Below are 15,275 nucleotides of genomic sequence, written 5' to 3'. Positions count from 1 at the left end.
CTGGCTCAGTAGCCGTCGGCCTGGGCTGCGCGCAGCGCGTCGGCCGCGGGCAGCAGGGTGCGGATCTGTTGCCCGTCGTGGAACACCACAGCGCCGTCGATCAGGCCCAGGCACTGGCCGTTGCTGTAGCAGCGGTAGCCATCGCCCGCGGTGCCCACCGCCTGGGTGTTGGAGCCGCCCTGCAGCAGGGCATCGAACTTGAACTCGGCCCAGTCCAGCAGGCGGTTGACGGGCTTGGCCAGCGTGCTGCTCGATACCTGGATGGGCGTCTGGCCATTGGCGAGCACGGGTACCGGTACCGAGGCGGCGCGGTAGACCCAGGGCGCAGCCGCTTCCGGCGTGTCGACGGGCAGGGGGTCGCGGTTCATCCAGTAGTGCCCGTGCAGCGCCGGCAGCGGGCTGCCGGCTTCGAGGTAGTTGAAGTACGGGTGGGCGCAGCCCTTTTCCACCAGGGAGGACGCCAGGTCCTTGCCATCCACCGCCAGGTTGGCCAGGGTCAGGCCGTAGCGGTCGCGCCCGTCCCGGCACAGGGAGACCGGCTTGCCGGCCGCCAGGTTCTGCAGGCAGGCGAGCGCATAGGGGCCGGAACGCTGGCTTCTCTTGGGCGCCGAGACCTGGCTGATGCGCAGCTTTTCGGTGCCTTGCGCGCCTGCCACCACCAGGGTGTCGCCATCGATCACGCGCAGCACCTGGGCGTTCTCGCAGGATGCGGGGCGCGGCTTGACCGCCGTCTCCGGCAACACCGGCGGCGGTGATTCAGCCCGAAGGCCAGTGCTGGACAGCAGGGCTGCCACACCCAAGGCCATGGCCGAAAAATGGTGGCCCGCACGGCCCACGCGCACCTGGATCATTGCCGGTTCTCCCATGAAAAGTGGTCCGGCATTGTGGTGCGCAGCAGCGGCCCAGGCCAGTGACTTTTGTCACGGAAATCCAGGCTTTCAGGCTCTCAGCCCCGGGGTTCGGTGCGTGCCACCAGCGATTCGCCGATCGCATAGAACTGCCCGCCCGCCACATAGTGCAGGCTGCGCCACTCGGATCCGGCCGTCTCGAAGTGCCAGTGCCCGCCCGAAAACACGCGCGTGTCGGCCCAGGCGCCCACCACCTCGCCGATGAACAGGTCGTAGGCCTGCTGGTTGTGCGCCTCGGGGATGACTTTGCAGGCCAGCCAGGCCGAGCAGCCTGCGACGAAAGGCAGGTCGTGCCCTTCCAGGCCGAACAGCTCCACGCCGTGGTGCTGCAGCTTGGCCGGGTCCTGGTGCAGGCTGGTGTTGCCCACGTCGTGCGTGAGCTGCATTTGCGCGGCCGTGGGCACCTGGATCACGAATTGCCCGCTGGCCTCGACCAGCCCGCGCGTGCGCGTGGCCTTGTCGAGCACCACCGTGAGCTTGGGCGGCGCAAAGTCCAGCGCGCAGGCCCAGGCGGCGGACATCACGTTGTCCACGCCGCCGTGGCGCGCCGACACCAGCACCGTGGGGCCGTGGTTGAGAAGGCGGTAGGCCTTGGGCAGTTCTACCGGAGCCAGGTACGCTGGAGTCATCGCAAAGAGGTCCTTGGGGCAGGTCGAGGGGCCGGGTGTTGCGGGCGCTGGCAACCTGCTGCAAGCATTGTCAACATCCGTAAATGGGGGCAGGGCGAAGCCGCCCCCTTCGGGATCATAGGAGCGCCTTGGCGGCCTTGCCGGGCCTGGCGTGGTGGTCCGACAGGAAGGCGGGGCTTTGTCCTACCATCCGGGTTCCAGGGGCGTGGCAGGCGGGCCGGATTGGCGTACAGTGGCATCTGCTGGGCGCCGTGCCGCCCATATCCAATCGCCATCGTTGTCGTTCTTGCTGCTGCCGCTGCCATGGATCCGCTTCTCTCCCGCCTTTCCGATTCCGTTGTCCAGGCCAAGACACTGGAACAGCTCACGCGCCCCTTGCTGGAGATGCTGGGCACCATCACGCGGCTGGAGTCCACCTACCTCACCACCATCGATCTGCAGCGGGCCGTGCAGCATGTGCTGTTCTCGCGCAACACGCGCAAGATGCAGATCCCCGAGGGCTTGACCGTGCCCTGGGGCGACACCCTGTGCTACCGGGCCTTGAAGGAGGGCCGCATGTTCACCGCCGACGTGCAGGGCTGCTGGGGCGATTCGGACGCGGCCGCCGCCCTGGGCATCCAGACCTATGTGAGCATGCCGGTGCGGCTGTCCGATGGCGCCGTCTACGGCACGCTGTGCGCGGCCAGTGCCGAGCCCGCCGAGCTGTCGCCCGACACCGAGAAGATGCTGCAGCTCTTTGCCAGCATCATCGCCCAGCAGGTGGAGCGCGAGCACCTGCTGGAGGAATTGCAGCGCAAGAACAGCCTGCTGTCGACCATGGCGCTGATCGACTCCCTCACCGGCCTGCCCAACCGCCGTGCGCTGTTCGATGAGCTCGAGCGGCTGCAGGCCCGCGCGCGGCGCTCGCACGGGCAGGTGATGGTGGCCTTCCTCGACCTGGACGGCTTCAAGCAGGTCAACGACGAACACGGCCACGAGGCGGGCGACGCACTGCTGTGCGCCATTGCCGGGCAACTGCGCCTGGCCTTGCGCGAGAGCGACTATGTGGGTCGCTTCGGGGGCGACGAGTTCGTCTTTGTCGGCCCGGGCCCGCAAAAGGGGCAGGACAGCGCCGAGGCCGTGCGCAGCCTGCGCCACCGCCTGGAGGAGGCCACGGTCTGCCGCGTCACCCTGGCTGACCACCGCACCCTGGAGTACCCGGGGGCGAGCGTTGGCGTCATCTGCGTCGACCCCGAGCTGTGCACCGCCGACCTGGCCATCCGCCACGCCGACCAGGCGATGTATGCGGCCAAGCAGGAGCGCCGGATGGTGGTGCACCACTGAGGGTGCCTGGGGGCGCTATGCCTTCGTGCCTGCGGGCAGGCGCGTTCCCTGCCATTGTCCGCTGGTGCACAGCCCGCGGATCACCTCGCCGATGAGCCGGAAGATCGCGCGCTTGGCGTTGGTCGTGGGCAGGTGCACCGACAGGCACAGGCCCAGCGTGCGGTACATGGCGGGCGAGGCGATGCGGTGGGCACGCAGGCGGCCTTCGCTGACCTCGCGCTGCGCCAGGCCCAGGGGCATGATGGTCGGGCCCAGGCCTGCTTCCACGGCGGCCTTGAGCGTATAGACCGAATTGATCTCCGCAGCGACGCGCGCGGCCGGGTAGCCCGCACTGCCCAGGGCCGTGTCCACCAGCCAGCGGGTGCAGTGGCCGTGCGCGTTGGCCGGCCATACCAGCGGGCGGGCCAGGGCCTGGGCCAGGCTCACCTCGCCGGGCGGCAGGGCCAGCGGGTCCTGGGGCGATTCGAGAAACACGAACTCCTCTTCGACCAGGGGCGTGAAGGTGCTGTCCTCCGATGGCATGGTGGGCGAGAAGATCGCCATGTCCACGCGCCCGCGCAGCAGCTGGTCGACCATGTTGCCGGTCAGCTCCTCGTTGAGGTGCAGCACCACCTCGGGGTAGCGGCGCGCGGCCGCCCGCATCAGCGGCAGCGCGATCATGGGCGACACGCTCTGCGGCACGGCGGCCACGACGGTGCCCACCACCGAATCGGCCGCCACATGCACGGCGGCCTTGGCGTCCAGCACCTGCTTGGTGATGCCCTGCGCATACTCGTAGAACACCTTGCCGGCCTCGGTCATGGCCACCCCATTGCGCCCGCGCAGCAGCAACTGGGTGCCCAGCTCGCCTTCGAGCTCGGTCATCTGCTTGCTCAGCGCCGACTGCGCCACATAGAGCTGCTGGGCCGCGCGCGACAGGCTGCCGCAGTCCACGATGGCCACGAAATACTTGAACTGGCGCAATTCCATCGGCAAATCTCCGGCCGCCTCTCCCCGGTCGCGGGGCGGCAGGCCATTGTAGGGAAGGCGTGGCAGGCCGCCACGCACCGGCGTCAATCCACCGTGCAGTCGAAGCTGGCGGCCGCGTTCACGTCGCCCGTGCCTTTGTAGCGCGGGTAGGCCGGGTGCTTGCACAGGGGCCGCGCCATGGTGGTCGCCCCCGCGGCATCGGTCTTGCGCGAGAGCAGCTTTTGCTGTGAGGCCGGCACGCCTTGCTCCACCCAGGTGGCCATGGCCTGCAGCAGGTCGACCTTGTCGGGGCCCGCGCCGCCAAAGCAGTGGCCCACGCCCGGCGCCAGGAACAGCTCGACCGCCTCGTCGGCCTTGCGCTGGCCCAGCGTGGCAACCACCTGCTCGTAGTAGCGGGTGGTGTCGCGCGCGCTCACCGAGGTGTCGGTCGTGCCGTTCCACAGGATCAGCTTGGCGCCGCGCGCGTGCAGCGGCGCGAGGTTGGGGTCGGTCGCGCCGAACAGGCCGCCGATGGTGGCCATGCGGTCCAGCCACTGGTCGGGGTTCCAGGTGGCGGTGTCGAAGGACGCATCGCGCGCGATGAAGGAGCGGATGAACCCGTCCGAAAACAGGCCCTGTGTGGAGGCGCCGCCCAGGCTGGCCTGTGGCCAGATGTACTCGCCCCAACCCTTGGCCGAGTTCTCGCCGCCGAAGGGGTAGCCCGGGTGCGACCAGGCACCGCTGGCGCTCGCCACCGGCGAGGTGACGGCCTGCACCGTGGCGATCTGCGCGTCCGACAGGCAATTGTCGCCAGCATCGGCGCCGCCCGTGCAGCGCAGCGCCCTGGCGTCGAACTGGCAGGCGGCGGGCCGCGCGATGATGCCGTCGTTCAGACCATCGAGCCCGTCGCACTGCGCCAGCACGGAATTGGCCAGCACGGTCTGTTTGGCGGTGTTGAGCGCGCCGCCGGGGGCCTTCACCTGCCGGGCGATGCGGTTGAACTGCACGAACAGCCCCATCACGTTGCCGGCCGGCGCCCGCGCGACGATGCCGTCGAAGTCTTCGGGAAAGCGCTGGGCCTGCATGAGCGCATCGTGCCCGCCCATGGAGCAACCTTCGAAGTAGCTGCGCGTGGGTGGCATGCCAAAGAACTGGGCCATCACCTCCTTGCCCGGCGGCAGGGCGCGGTGCTCGGACTGCTGCGCAAAGTCGAGCAGCTTGGCGGCATCGAGCGCGAACTCGCCCTTGAAGTAGTTGAGGTCGCGCGGCGGCGGGTAATCGTAGCCGCCGTTGGTGCCGATGGTCGCGTAGCGCTCGGTGAAGATGGACTCGCTGAACTGTGCCGCAGCGGCCGTGGGCATGGCGCCATCGAAGCCGCCGCCGCCCAGGAAGGCGAGCTTGCCGTTCCAGCCCATGGTGGGCAACCGGGCCTCGAAGCGCAGTGCCGAGTCCTTGAAACGGGCCGTCACCACGCAGTACTCGGGCTGGGGCGGTGCGGCGGCGGCCAGCCTGGCGTCGTCGATCACCACGCTGCCATGGGCCAGGGTCTTGCCCTGCAGGGTGGGGCATTTCTCGGCCAGTGTCATGGCAGGCGCGCCGTCGCCGCCACAGCCGGCCAGTGCGGCCAAAGCGGCTGCCGACAGCAGAAGTTGCATCCTTGTCTTCATGGGGGTCTCCTTGCGTTCAGGGGTGCTGCGGGCCGGCCGCCGCAACGACCTTGCCGGGGTTGAAGAGGTTGTGCGGGTCCAGTGCCTGCTTGACGGCACGCATCAGCGCCACGCCCTCGGCACCGTGTTCCTCGGCCAGGTAGTGCTGTTTGTGCAGGCCCACGCCGTGCTCGCCCGTGCAGGTGCCGCCATGGCGCAGCGCGCGCTGCACCAGGCGCTGGCTGAAGGCCTCGGCCGCGGCGTTCTCGGTGGCGCTGTCGGGGTCCACCAGCACCAGGCAATGGAAATTGCCGTCGCCCACATGGCCGAACACCGGCGCGAGCAGACCGTGCTCGGCCAGGTCGGCCTGGGTCTCTTCAATGCACTGGGCCAGCGCGGACAGGGGCACGCAGGCATCGGTGGTCAGGCTGCGGCTGCCGGGCTTGAGCTGCAGGCAGGCGAAGTAGGCGTGGTGGCGCGGGGTCCACAGGCGCGAGCGCTCCTCGGGCAGGTGGGCCCAGGCGAAGTCACCGCCGCCATGGCTGGCAGCGATCTCGCGCACGGTGTCCGACTGCTCGGCGATCTGCGCCTGGCTGCCGCTGAACTCCAGGAACAGTGTGGGGTGCTCGCTCAGCGTGGTGCGGCTGTGGGCGTTCACGGCGCAGAGGGTCAGCGCATCGAGCATCTCGGCGCGTGCCAGCGGCACGCCCATCTGGATGGACTCGATCACGCAGTCCACCGCGGCCCGCACGCTGGGGAAGTGCACCACCGCCGCCGCGCAGGCCTCGGGATGCGGGTGCAGGCGCACCGTGGCCTCGGTGATCAGGCCCAGCGTCCCTTCCGACCCGCAGTACAGCTGCGTGAGGTTGTAGCCCGCCGCGCTCTTGCGCGCCCGCGAGGCGGTGCGCACCACCTCACCGCTGGCGGTGACCACGGTCAGGTTCACCAGGTTGTCGCGCATGGTGCCGTAGCGCACGGTGTTGGTGCCCGAGGCCGCGGTCGCCACCATGCCGCCGATGGAGGCATCGGCCCCCGGGTCCACCGAGAAGAAGAAGCCCGTGCCCGCCAGCGCGGCATTGAGCTGCCCGCGCGTCACACCCGCCTGCACGGTGGCCGTGAGGTCGCCGGGCCGGATGGCGAGCACCTGGTTCATCTGCGAGAAGTCCACGCAGACACCGCCCTCGACGGCCAGCAGGTGCCCCTCGACCGAGGACCCCACGCCAAAGCCGATGAGGGGCACGCGCTCGCGCGCGCAGGCCTGCACGACAAAGGCGGTTTCTTCACTGCTGTGCACATAGACCACGGCGTCGGGCGGCTGGGGCGCATAGGCCGATTCGTCCGTGCCGTGCTGCAGCAGCACGGCCTGGCTGGTGGAACAGCGTTCGCCGAAGTGCTGGCGCAGGCGCGCGATCAGGTCGGGGGAGGGCGCGCGGCGTTGCGCGCGCGCAGGAGGGCTCAGTTCCGCAAGCATGGGAAGTCTCTTTCTGGACAAGGGGGAGGGCGCTGCCGGCAGCAGCGCGGGAGGGTCAGCGCGTGGGGACGGGCTTGCCGGGCCTGGCAAACAGCACCAGCACCGCGCCGGCCACCAGCAGGGCCGCCAGCATGTGCAGGCCGGCGTCGGTGCTCCGGGTCGCATCCTTGATCAGGCCGATCAGGTAGGGCGCGGAAAAGCCCGAGAGGTTGCCAAAGGAGTTGATGAAGGCAATGCCTGCAGCGGCGGCCGTACCGCCGAGGAAGGAGGTGGGCATGCCCCAGAACACGGGCAGGGTGGCCATGATGCCCATGGTGGCCAGCGTGAGGCCGGCCATGGCCCACACGGCATGGCCATGCCAGGCCACGCTGAGCACCAGCCCGAGCGCGCCGACCAGGGCGGCGATGGCGCTGTGCCAGCGGTACTCCAGCCGGCGGTCCGCGCTGCGCGCCACCAGGTACATGGCCACCACGCCGAAAGTCCACGGGATGGCGCTGACCAGGCCGATGTCGAGCGCACCTTGGACGCCCAGGGCCTTGATGATGCTGGGCAGCCAGAACGAGATGCCGTACAGCCCCGAGACGAAGGCGAAGTACACCAGCGCCAGCAGCCAGACGCGCGGGTTGGAGAGCACGGCCCGGATCTTCGGCGCCGCCTTGCCGGCCTCTTCGGCTGCGATCTCGCGGGCGATCAGTGTGCGTTCTTCCGGGGTGAGCCAGCGCGCGTCCTTGACGCGGTCGTCCAGGCAGCGCCACACCACCAGGCCCAGCGCCACGGTGGGCAGGCCCTGCAGCAGGAACAGCCACTGCCACCCGGCCCAGCCGTTGACGCCGCCCATGCCCTGCAGGATCCAGCCCGAGACCGGCCCGCCCAGGATGCCCGCGAACGGGATGGCCGCGAGGAACAGCGAGGTCGCCTTGCCGCGCCGTGCCGCAGGGTACCAGTAGGTGAGGTACAGGATGATGCCCGGGAAGAAGCCCGCCTCGGCCGCACCCAGCAGGAAGCGGACCACGTAGAACGCCGTGGGCGAGCTGACGAACATGGTGCCCGCCGAGAGCAGGCCCCAGGTGACCATGATGCGCGCGATCCAGCGGCGTGCGCCCACGCGGTGCAGCACCACGTTGCTGGGCACCTCGAAGAGGAAGTAGCCGAGGAAGAAGATGCCTGCACCCAGGCCGTAGACCGCCTCGCTGAACTGCAGGTCGCCCTGCATCTGCAGCTTGGCGAAGCCCACGTTCACGCGGTCCAGGTAGGCCACGATGTAGCAGACGAAGAGCAGCGGTAGCAGGCGCCAGCCGACCTTGCGGTAGGTCGCGTCGGCCAGGTCGTCGGTCGCGCTGGTCGGGTACGGCTGCGTGATGGCGGGGGAACCCATGGAGGTCTCGCTTTCGTTGTTGGTGTGGCGAGATGGTTGCACCGGTGCGGGCCTGCACCGCCGGGGGTTACTACGCAAAATGCATATGGATTGGCGAGCTTCGTATCTCTGAAAGAGATGACCGCACGGGCACCCTGGCGCAGGCACAGGCGCAGGCTCAGGCGGCAAACAGGGCCCGGTTCTCTCGGAATACCTCGAGCAGGTGCTGCACCACGGCGCGTATCGGGCCCGCATGCCGGTCCTGCCCACGGGTCAGCACGAAGATCTCGCGCGCCGGCGGCAGCGGTGCCAGCGCGCAGGGCTGCAGCTCGGGCACCTGCCGGCCGATGTAGTGCGGCAGCAGCGCAATGCCTGCGCCGGCCCGCGCGGCGGTGGCCTGCAGGACCTGGTTTTCGGCGCGCAGGGAAAAGCGCGCGCGCGGGAACTGCTGCACCAGCCAGTTCGATTCGGGCATGTCCGAGTGCTGCTCGTCGAAGCTGATGAACACCGGTGGCTCGCCCCGCCCGATCTCCTCACAGCGCTGGCGTGTGCCATAGAAGCCAAAGGCCATCCGGCCCGCGGGCCTGGCGATCAGGTCGCCGTCGGCGGGCCGCCCCAGGCGCACGGCAATGTCGGCCTGGCGCCGGTTCAGGCTGATGGCGTGCAGGTCCGTCGCCAGGTCGATGTCCAGCCCCGGGTGGAGCATGGTGACCCGGGCCAGCTGCGCGGCCAGAAAGGCATGGGCCAGCGCCGGTGGTGCATTGACGCGCACCAGCCCGCGCAGGGCCTCCCCCTGGCCCTGCTCGGCACGGGTCAGTGCCTGTGCGGCTGCCTCCATGCCGGTGGCCGCCTGCAGCGCCACCTCGCCTGCCGGGGTCAGCAGATAGCCGTCGGGCCGGCGCTCGACGAGCTTTTCGCCCATGCTGTGCTCCAGCGACTGCAGGCGCCGGGCAATCGTCGCGTGGTTCACCTGCAGCGCCCGGGCTGCGGCCGACAGGCTGCGGTAGCGCCCCAATGCCAGGAAGACGCGCACGTCCTGCCAGTCAACCTCTGTGCGTTTTCTATCAGCCATTGTGCAAGGATAACGGCTACCGCTCCCAGGGGGGCGTCCCTACTCTATGGAGAGCGTCGGGAGACCCCGGCGCAGTCCATCTGTACCGACACTTCCCCAAGGAGTTTTCATGAGTGAGAAAAAAGTCGCCATCGTCACGGGCGCATCGCAGGGCATCGGCGCGGGCATCGTCGCTGCCTACCGCCGGCACGGCTTTGCCGTGGTCGCCACCTCGCGCAACATCCAGCCTGGCGCCGATGCGGATGTGTTCGCCGTGGCGGGCGATGTGCGCGATCGATCGGCCGCCGAACGCCTGGTGGCCGCCGCGCTGGAGCGCTTTGGCCGCATCGACACGCTGGTCAACAACGCTGGCATTTTCCTGGGCAAGCCGTTCACCGAGTACACCGCCGAGGAGTTTGGGCGCGTGGTGGACGTGAACCTGGCCGGCTTCTTCCACACCACGCAGGCCGTGCTGCCCCACCTGCTGCGCCAGGGCCGCGGCCACATCGTGCAGATCACCACGACCCTGGTGCACCAGGCGATCGCGGGCGCCCCCTCGGGCCTGGCGCTCTTGACCAAGGGCGGGCTGGACGCGGTGACCCGCGGCCTGGCCATCGAGTACGCGCAGACCGGCGTGCGCGTGAACGCCGTCGCGCCCGGCATCATCAAGACCCCCATGCACGACCCGGCGGCGCACCGCGTTCTCGCCGGCATGCACCCCATGGGGCGCATGGGCGAAGTCTCCGAGGTGGCCGAGGCCGTGATGTACCTGGAGAACGCGGCCTTCGTCACGGGCGAGACCCTCAATGTCGACGGCGGCCAGCATGCCGGCCGCTGGTAAGGAGAGCACCATGCCTTACGTCAACATCAAGGTCACGCGCGAGGGCACCGCGCCCGGCGCCAGCGCCACCACCCCGGAGCAAAAGCGCGCCCTGATCCAGGGCGTCTCCGACCTGCTGTACCAGGTCATGGGCAAGCCGCACGACTCCACCTTCGTGGTCATCGACGAGGTCGACCTCGACAGCTGGGGCGTGGGCGGCGTGACCGTGCCCGAGTGGCGTGCGCGCTCCAAGGCGCCGCCGGGCTGATGGATGGCCCAGCGAAGCCGACAGCGTCGCTTTGCTCGCAAGGACCGGCGGGACAGGGCCGCCAAGAAAAAACCCCAAGCAGCGTGAGCCACTTGGGGTTGTATCTTTGGCGGAGAGGGCGTCTGCCCGATAGCTCATCGAAGTACGTCGATCCAAACTGGAGATGAGAATAAGTTGTTGATTTTATTTGGATTGCTTGTATTTTGCTCACCGTTTCTCATCGTAGCTTGTCGTTCTAACACCTTCTGCATAGGTGCGAAGAAAGGTGCAAATGAATCCGTCGCAGGGTGATAGCATCTCGGGGATGTTTTGGCCTATGGCGGAAGATTTCTCGCTTTATGCCGCCTCTCCTTTAGTTGTTGTTCGGGTTGTCCAATGGTTCGCAAAGCTCGTGAGATGTCTCCCATCGAAGTCCGCCGCCTCAAGGGCCCTGGACGGTTCGCCGTCGGGGGCGTAGCAGGTCTATATCTGTACTTGAACGACGCTGCAGGCAGTTCGTGGGTCCTCCGCGTGACGGTTAACGAGATCCGCGAGTACATGGGTCTTGGCCCCTATCCAGAGGTCGGATTGGGCGAGGCCAGAGCCAAAGCGAAGGAGGCCAAGGAGTCGTTCAAGCAAGGCATCAACCCTAAGCTGCAGCGCAAGGAACTAGCGAGCCAGCTCAAAGCTAAGCAAGAGTCGCTCAAGACGTTTGAGGAAGCAGCGTCAGCCTACATCGATGCGCACGGGGATAGCTGGAAGAGTGAGAAGCATCGAGCGCAGTGGCGCTCCACCCTGGAGACCTATGTCTACCCTGTGTTTGGCGACATGTACGTCAAGGACGTGGGGCAAGAACAAGTCATGAGGGTGCTCGAGCCCATATGGAAGACAAAAAATGAGACCGCATCACGGCTTCGCGGGCGTATAGAAAGCGTTCTTGATTGGGCAAAAGTTCGTGGATATCGCGTTGGAGACAATCCAGCCGCTTGGAAAGGCCATCTAGACAAGTTGCTGCCGGCGCCAAACAAGGTCGCTAAGGTCAAGCACCATCGAGCCATCCCCTTCGCACAAATGCCGGAGTTCATGAAGGCGCTTGGTACGCGTGAAGGCTTTTCAGCTCGAGCACTTGAGTTTGCGATCCTGTGCGCTGCGAGAAGCGGTGAAGTGCGTGGCGCAGTCTGGTCAGAGATTGACCTCGAATCCCGCATGTGGACTGTTCCCGCGGAACGAATGAAGGCTGGAAAGGAGCACCGTGTGCCCCTTTCCAGAGAAGCAATGCGGTTGTTGAAGGCGCTGCCGAGGATTGATGGGAGCAACTATGTTTTCCCGGGTCGGCAGGGAGGCGATCTGTCGGACATGTCTCTCAGCAAGGTCACGAGAGACATGCAGGTTGATGCCGTCCCCCATGGATTTCGATCTACCTTTAGGGACTGGGTTGGTGATGCAACTGACTACCCAAGAGACGTTGTTGAAATTGCCTTGGCGCACACGCTAGATAGCAAGACTGAAGCTGCCTATAGAAGAGGCGATGCGCTTGAGAAGCGTCGGCATCTCATGGAAGACTGGGCCCAGTTTTGCAATTCCAGTGTTCCAGGCTCATCGTCCGATGCCGTTGCAGCTAGGCGAACCGTCTTCCTGTCCCAATCTTTTGTTAGCCCTACGAAGTGACTATTTTTCGATGTCCGTTGCAACATCCTGGAATTTGTCGTAAGATGCGTATGCGTTTGAATTCAAACCGTTGCGAAGCGTTTATATGACCACGCAACAAAACGGTCAGAGGTGTTTCCTCTGACCTTGCCTGTAGCTTGCCACATGGGGTGGTGAGCGGTGTTTTGTTGTTAGTTGTTTTATTACGCTAGGAGTTGGAATGAAGAAAAGTAACGCGTTTGCCGAACACGATGGTGATGGTGCAGAAGCCCCCATGCTGGTCAAGGCTTCGCTTGTCTGTAGAAAGCTGTCAATCGGTCGGACGCTTCTCCGTGAACTGCACACCAACGGCTGCAAGAACTTCGACCGCAAGTTCCCCCAGCCCTTCCGCCTCACCAAGCGAGGTGCCCTCTATTTCGATTTTTCTGCAATCGAACTTTGGGTGAGGGCTCAAATGACCAATCCGCCCGACTCTCAGTCGGGATAAATCAGGCTCTCTGCTGGGACTGTTCGCGCAGGATACCCAACATTGCAAAGCGTCAAAGCGGGCTCCCCGTACGTGGGAAGGCGAACAGACTTTCAATTCTCCGCCTTCGTCAGCACCGCCATGAAGACTGCTCGGTGTTCTCTCGCCGAGTAGTCAGGTTGGCTACTTCTTACATGCAGCTGGGTCACTAACTTTCTATATCTCACACCTTGCGAATGCTCGGCGTGGCCGTGTCATTTTCGGTGTTTAGACTGCCGATCTCCCAGGAATACTCTATTTAATCCATGTGGGTATATACATGGTAAGGCGTGAGCATGCCTGTTTGCATATGAACGTAGTGAACAGAGTAGATGGATCTCCTGTCTTCAGTACTCTTGAGTCGTGATTGTGTGCTGACGGGGTGTGCAAAGCCTTCGATACATCAAGGAAAATTCATGAAGTTCAGAAAGAAGAAGAGCATGATCGACCATGCTCGTCTGTCAAAAGAATTGGATTGGTTCGAGAAATACCGGTTTTTGGTGATTGAGGATGCCACCGAAGGAAAAGAAAACGAAGATGGATCTCTTAGTGGAGGACGAGCCTTTGTCACGCCAGAGGCAGATTTCTACCTTCGATTCAAAGCGCATGGGAGGACGCTTCAAAAGATCAACACGCTAGACCCGCGGCAACCTGCCGCGGTCTATGCCGAAAGCCAAGGACTCAGAGGGCGAATAATTGAAAAAGTGGAGTACAGCGATAAGTGCGTGGCTGAGCTTGTTCGGGACTTGACTGTTCCATTCGTTGATGCGAAAGTATACTTTCGATCACATGCATTCCATCCTTATGAGGACAATTATCAAAAAGTCATTTCCAAATTTGATGTTTACTCTCTAAAGGATGCGTTGGACTTTGGGAACGCGTCTCAGAAGCAGGGCGCGGTCAAGGCGCTAAATCTACTCGTGGCTGAGTTGAAGGCGGAGATGTCTTCAGAGACGGTGCGAAAGCTGCTAAGAAATTTCCGAAGAACCTCGCAGAAATCTCTCAAGCAACTTTTAAGCTTGCTGGAAAAGCTGTTTTCCCGACATGCACGGTTGCTTTCGGTTCGGGTTGACTTCGCATATGGTGCGGGACGACTTGATGGCACGGAAATTTCGACCTCGCTATCAATAGAGGAAGCGGCGCAGCATCGCGAAGCGATGATTGATCACATACGAAAGACCTATCCCAATGGCCTTGTTGGATACGCATGGGCGATGGAAAGCGCGTGCCTCAAGGGCCTCCACTTTCACTTTTGGCTGCTGTTTAATGGGAGCGAACACAGAGGGGACATGGGCATCGCAAAGAGTCTGGGAGAACACTGGGTCAACGTGGTAACGGAAGGCACCGGTACATACTTCAACTGCAATGCAAACAAAGGCGCCTACCCGACTGATGCAATGGGCATCGGCATGTTGCACCGGGACTCTCAGGAAAACATGGACGGAGTTAGATTGATCGCTGCCTACCTAACGAAGATCGATTTCTATCTTCGGTTTGACGTTGCTGGATTCCGGACGTTTGGAAAGTCGCAAGTGCGCACGTCATCGCGCCGCTTGAAGAAGCCCTCAGAGGGGCCACAAGGAGCGCATCATGGACATCAATGAAATCGAGACCTGCGTCTCAGAAGGCGAGTTTCACTTGCACCGCGGTCCTTTCAGCTCGGTGGAAGAGTTCGGTAGGTGCGTCAACCAGACGCTCGAACTGATCGCGCTCTTTCCAAAGGTGGCAAAGGCCAAGTCCGCTTTGTTCTCTACCACCAGTGATGGAGGAATTGAGTTCTCCAGTGATGTTGCCGCCGAGCTCTTTAGGTTGCTCGGAAGCAATCCATTCAGATTGATGTCGGTACACCAGGGCGCTCGTTTCCACCCCATCTTGGAACTTTGCTTGGAAGCGTGCACGCGCAGTCCACGTGCCTCAACTATTCTGTTCGAGCAACAGGTGGATGAACGGCGCGCTCTACAGAAGTACACCGGGTTTGACCTAGCCCAAGCACTCAATGACCTTGTTGCCCATGTGAGCATGGGCTTCAAGAGCCAGGTGTTTAAAGAGGCGCTCCGAAAGTGGCATAGCCGCTGCCGCAGTGCGTCCAAGAGGGTGGAGGTCTTCTTGGATCGACTTGCCAAAAGTGAGCCGTTTGTTGAGATGTCTAGCTTCAGCTTGATCGAGCCAAGTTGCAGCCCCTTCTCCGAACAGTTGAATCACGTTCGTCAGACCAAAGATGAGCTCGTCTCAAACATACGAGCACGCCTTCCTGAATCGGTACGCGGTGTGGTGATGAGAGCGAGTTTTGTGCCAGAGGGCACTCGTTACGATGTTCTGCTGATACTGCGGAACACCTCACCTTTCTCGGCAGGTGCAGAAATGAGCAATGCATGGCAGGAGGTCACAAGAGGTGCAGGCGATTGCTACTGCCTCGATGGAAAAGGTTCGAGGTTTGCGTATCGCTCGATGAGCTTGTCTCAACACCTGCCTGCGACCGAACAGAGGAGGCGGCTGGCTGTGTACTTTGGATTCGCCGATTGGCTGACCCATTGGAGCATGCTTGGACGCGATGCGCTCTCCATAGCCGAGTTCAAGCCATCCGCAGCCAGTTGGCCGTTTGCGAATCAACGTGTGGGTGGTCGCCACTCGACTGCACTGTTTTGACGAAGATACCAGTGCCAGTCATGAACTGCCTCGCTAGGCTTCACCTCATTGAAGGGCGCATGAAGAAGCCATCAGGCTGC

Annotated in this window: 14 protein-coding genes; 7 read left to right on the top strand and 7 right to left on the bottom strand. The window is 64.2% G+C overall.

The genetic code is table 11. The annotated features are described in order from the left end of the window. Positions 1-5: 5 nt before the first annotated feature. Together HNP48_RS07780 and HNP48_RS07775 are read right to left on the bottom strand one after the other, a co-directional pair. Positions 6-866 carry a thermonuclease family protein gene (locus HNP48_RS07780; RefSeq protein ID WP_184856308.1) on the bottom strand — a complete coding sequence of 287 codons (861 nt, stop codon included), beginning with the start codon at positions 864-866 and terminating at the stop codon, positions 6-8. 80 nt (positions 867-946) lie between these two features. Further along, a complete protein-coding gene (locus HNP48_RS07775; RefSeq protein WP_184856307.1) occupies positions 947-1,537 on the bottom strand; it encodes a flavin reductase family protein in 591 nt (196 codons plus the stop codon). A gap of 303 nt (positions 1,538-1,840) precedes the next feature. Between HNP48_RS07775 and HNP48_RS07770 the strand changes: the two genes are divergently transcribed. Further along, positions 1,841-2,860: a sensor domain-containing diguanylate cyclase gene (locus HNP48_RS07770; protein WP_184856306.1), complete on the top strand. Its 1,020-nt coding sequence runs from the start codon at positions 1,841-1,843 to the stop codon at positions 2,858-2,860. A 15-nt stretch (positions 2,861-2,875) separates the two neighbouring features. Here the strand turns inward: HNP48_RS07770 and HNP48_RS07765 are convergent, their stop codons facing one another. The 5 genes from HNP48_RS07765 to HNP48_RS07745 form a co-directional block, all read right to left on the bottom strand. Further along, positions 2,876-3,829, bottom strand: a complete 954-nt coding sequence (locus HNP48_RS07765) for a LysR substrate-binding domain-containing protein (RefSeq protein ID WP_184856305.1) — start codon at positions 3,827-3,829, stop codon at positions 2,876-2,878. Positions 3,830-3,912: 83 nt separating this feature from the next. After that, positions 3,913-5,475, bottom strand: a complete 1,563-nt coding sequence (locus HNP48_RS07760) for a tannase/feruloyl esterase family alpha/beta hydrolase (RefSeq protein WP_184856304.1) — start codon at positions 5,473-5,475, stop codon at positions 3,913-3,915. A 16-nt stretch (positions 5,476-5,491) separates the two neighbouring features. Next, the gene (locus tag HNP48_RS07755) at positions 5,492-6,925 is read right to left on the bottom strand and encodes an FAD-binding oxidoreductase (protein ID WP_184856303.1); all 1,434 of its coding nucleotides are present in this window, start codon (positions 6,923-6,925) and stop codon (positions 5,492-5,494) included. 55 nt (positions 6,926-6,980) lie between these two features. Continuing rightward, positions 6,981-8,300, bottom strand: coding sequence for an MFS transporter (locus tag HNP48_RS07750; protein WP_184856302.1), 1,320 nt, complete (start codon positions 8,298-8,300; stop codon positions 6,981-6,983). A 157-nt stretch (positions 8,301-8,457) separates the two neighbouring features. Then, on the bottom strand, positions 8,458-9,351 hold the full coding sequence (locus HNP48_RS07745) for a LysR family transcriptional regulator (RefSeq protein ID WP_184856301.1): 894 nt from the start codon (positions 9,349-9,351) through the stop codon (positions 8,458-8,460). Between the two features lie 109 nt (positions 9,352-9,460). Here HNP48_RS07745 and HNP48_RS07740 point away from each other — a divergent pair, with 109 nt between their 5' ends. From HNP48_RS07740 to HNP48_RS07715, 6 genes are all read left to right on the top strand, one after another. Further along, the gene (locus HNP48_RS07740; protein WP_184856300.1) at positions 9,461-10,171 is read left to right on the top strand and encodes an SDR family NAD(P)-dependent oxidoreductase; all 711 of its coding nucleotides are present in this window, start codon (positions 9,461-9,463) and stop codon (positions 10,169-10,171) included. Between the two features lie 10 nt (positions 10,172-10,181). After that, positions 10,182-10,418: a 4-oxalocrotonate tautomerase family protein gene (locus tag HNP48_RS07735; RefSeq protein ID WP_184856299.1), complete on the top strand. Its 237-nt coding sequence runs from the start codon at positions 10,182-10,184 to the stop codon at positions 10,416-10,418. Positions 10,419-10,793: 375 nt separating this feature from the next. Then, positions 10,794-12,065: a site-specific integrase gene (locus HNP48_RS07730; protein ID WP_184856298.1), complete on the top strand. Its 1,272-nt coding sequence runs from the start codon at positions 10,794-10,796 to the stop codon at positions 12,063-12,065. 199 nt (positions 12,066-12,264) lie between these two features. Further along, entirely contained in the window at positions 12,265-12,531 is a 267-nt protein-coding gene (locus HNP48_RS07725) for an AlpA family transcriptional regulator (RefSeq protein ID WP_184856297.1), read from the top strand. 434 nt (positions 12,532-12,965) lie between these two features. Beyond that, positions 12,966-14,153 carry an inovirus-type Gp2 protein gene (locus HNP48_RS07720; RefSeq protein ID WP_184856296.1) on the top strand — a complete coding sequence of 396 codons (1,188 nt, stop codon included), beginning with the start codon at positions 12,966-12,968 and terminating at the stop codon, positions 14,151-14,153. Beyond that, positions 14,140-15,195 carry a hypothetical protein gene (locus tag HNP48_RS07715; RefSeq protein WP_184856295.1) on the top strand — a complete coding sequence of 352 codons (1,056 nt, stop codon included), beginning with the start codon at positions 14,140-14,142 and terminating at the stop codon, positions 15,193-15,195. The genes HNP48_RS07720 and HNP48_RS07715 overlap by 14 nt, the downstream gene beginning before the upstream one ends. The last annotated feature ends 80 nt before the right edge of the window (positions 15,196-15,275 follow it).

The sequence above is a fragment of the Acidovorax soli genome, assembly GCF_014207955.1.
Taxonomy (GTDB): Bacteria; Pseudomonadota; Gammaproteobacteria; order Burkholderiales; family Burkholderiaceae_C; genus Acidovorax; species Acidovorax soli_A.
Note: the sequence above shows the minus strand (reverse complement) of the source record. Positions and strands in the feature narration are given on the sequence as shown.

What these genes read in the sequence shown, in the direction of transcription:
- HNP48_RS07770 (WP_184856306.1), top strand. Translation starts at nt 1,841, where the DNA reads ATGGATCCGCTTCTCTCCCGCCTTTCCGATTCCGTTGTCCAGGCCAAG.
- HNP48_RS07720 (WP_184856296.1), top strand. Translation starts at nt 12,966, where the DNA reads ATGAAGTTCAGAAAGAAGAAGAGCATGATCGACCATGCTCGTCTGTCA.
- HNP48_RS07775 (WP_184856307.1), bottom strand. Translation starts at nt 1,537, where the DNA reads ATGACTCCAGCGTACCTGGCTCCGGTAGAACTGCCCAAGGCCTACCGC.
- HNP48_RS07740 (WP_184856300.1), top strand. Translation starts at nt 9,461, where the DNA reads ATGAGTGAGAAAAAAGTCGCCATCGTCACGGGCGCATCGCAGGGCATC.
- HNP48_RS07750 (WP_184856302.1), bottom strand. Translation starts at nt 8,300, where the DNA reads ATGGGTTCCCCCGCCATCACGCAGCCGTACCCGACCAGCGCGACCGAC.
- HNP48_RS07760 (WP_184856304.1), bottom strand. Translation starts at nt 5,475, where the DNA reads ATGAAGACAAGGATGCAACTTCTGCTGTCGGCAGCCGCTTTGGCCGCA.
- HNP48_RS07730 (WP_184856298.1), top strand. Translation starts at nt 10,794, where the DNA reads ATGGTTCGCAAAGCTCGTGAGATGTCTCCCATCGAAGTCCGCCGCCTC.
- HNP48_RS07725 (WP_184856297.1), top strand. Translation starts at nt 12,265, where the DNA reads ATGAAGAAAAGTAACGCGTTTGCCGAACACGATGGTGATGGTGCAGAA.
- HNP48_RS07745 (WP_184856301.1), bottom strand. Translation starts at nt 9,351, where the DNA reads ATGGCTGATAGAAAACGCACAGAGGTTGACTGGCAGGACGTGCGCGTC.
- HNP48_RS07765 (WP_184856305.1), bottom strand. Translation starts at nt 3,829, where the DNA reads ATGGAATTGCGCCAGTTCAAGTATTTCGTGGCCATCGTGGACTGCGGC.
- HNP48_RS07780 (WP_184856308.1), bottom strand. Translation starts at nt 866, where the DNA reads ATGGGAGAACCGGCAATGATCCAGGTGCGCGTGGGCCGTGCGGGCCAC.
- HNP48_RS07755 (WP_184856303.1), bottom strand. Translation starts at nt 6,925, where the DNA reads ATGCTTGCGGAACTGAGCCCTCCTGCGCGCGCGCAACGCCGCGCGCCC.
- HNP48_RS07715 (WP_184856295.1), top strand. Translation starts at nt 14,140, where the DNA reads ATGGACATCAATGAAATCGAGACCTGCGTCTCAGAAGGCGAGTTTCAC.
- HNP48_RS07735 (WP_184856299.1), top strand. Translation starts at nt 10,182, where the DNA reads ATGCCTTACGTCAACATCAAGGTCACGCGCGAGGGCACCGCGCCCGGC.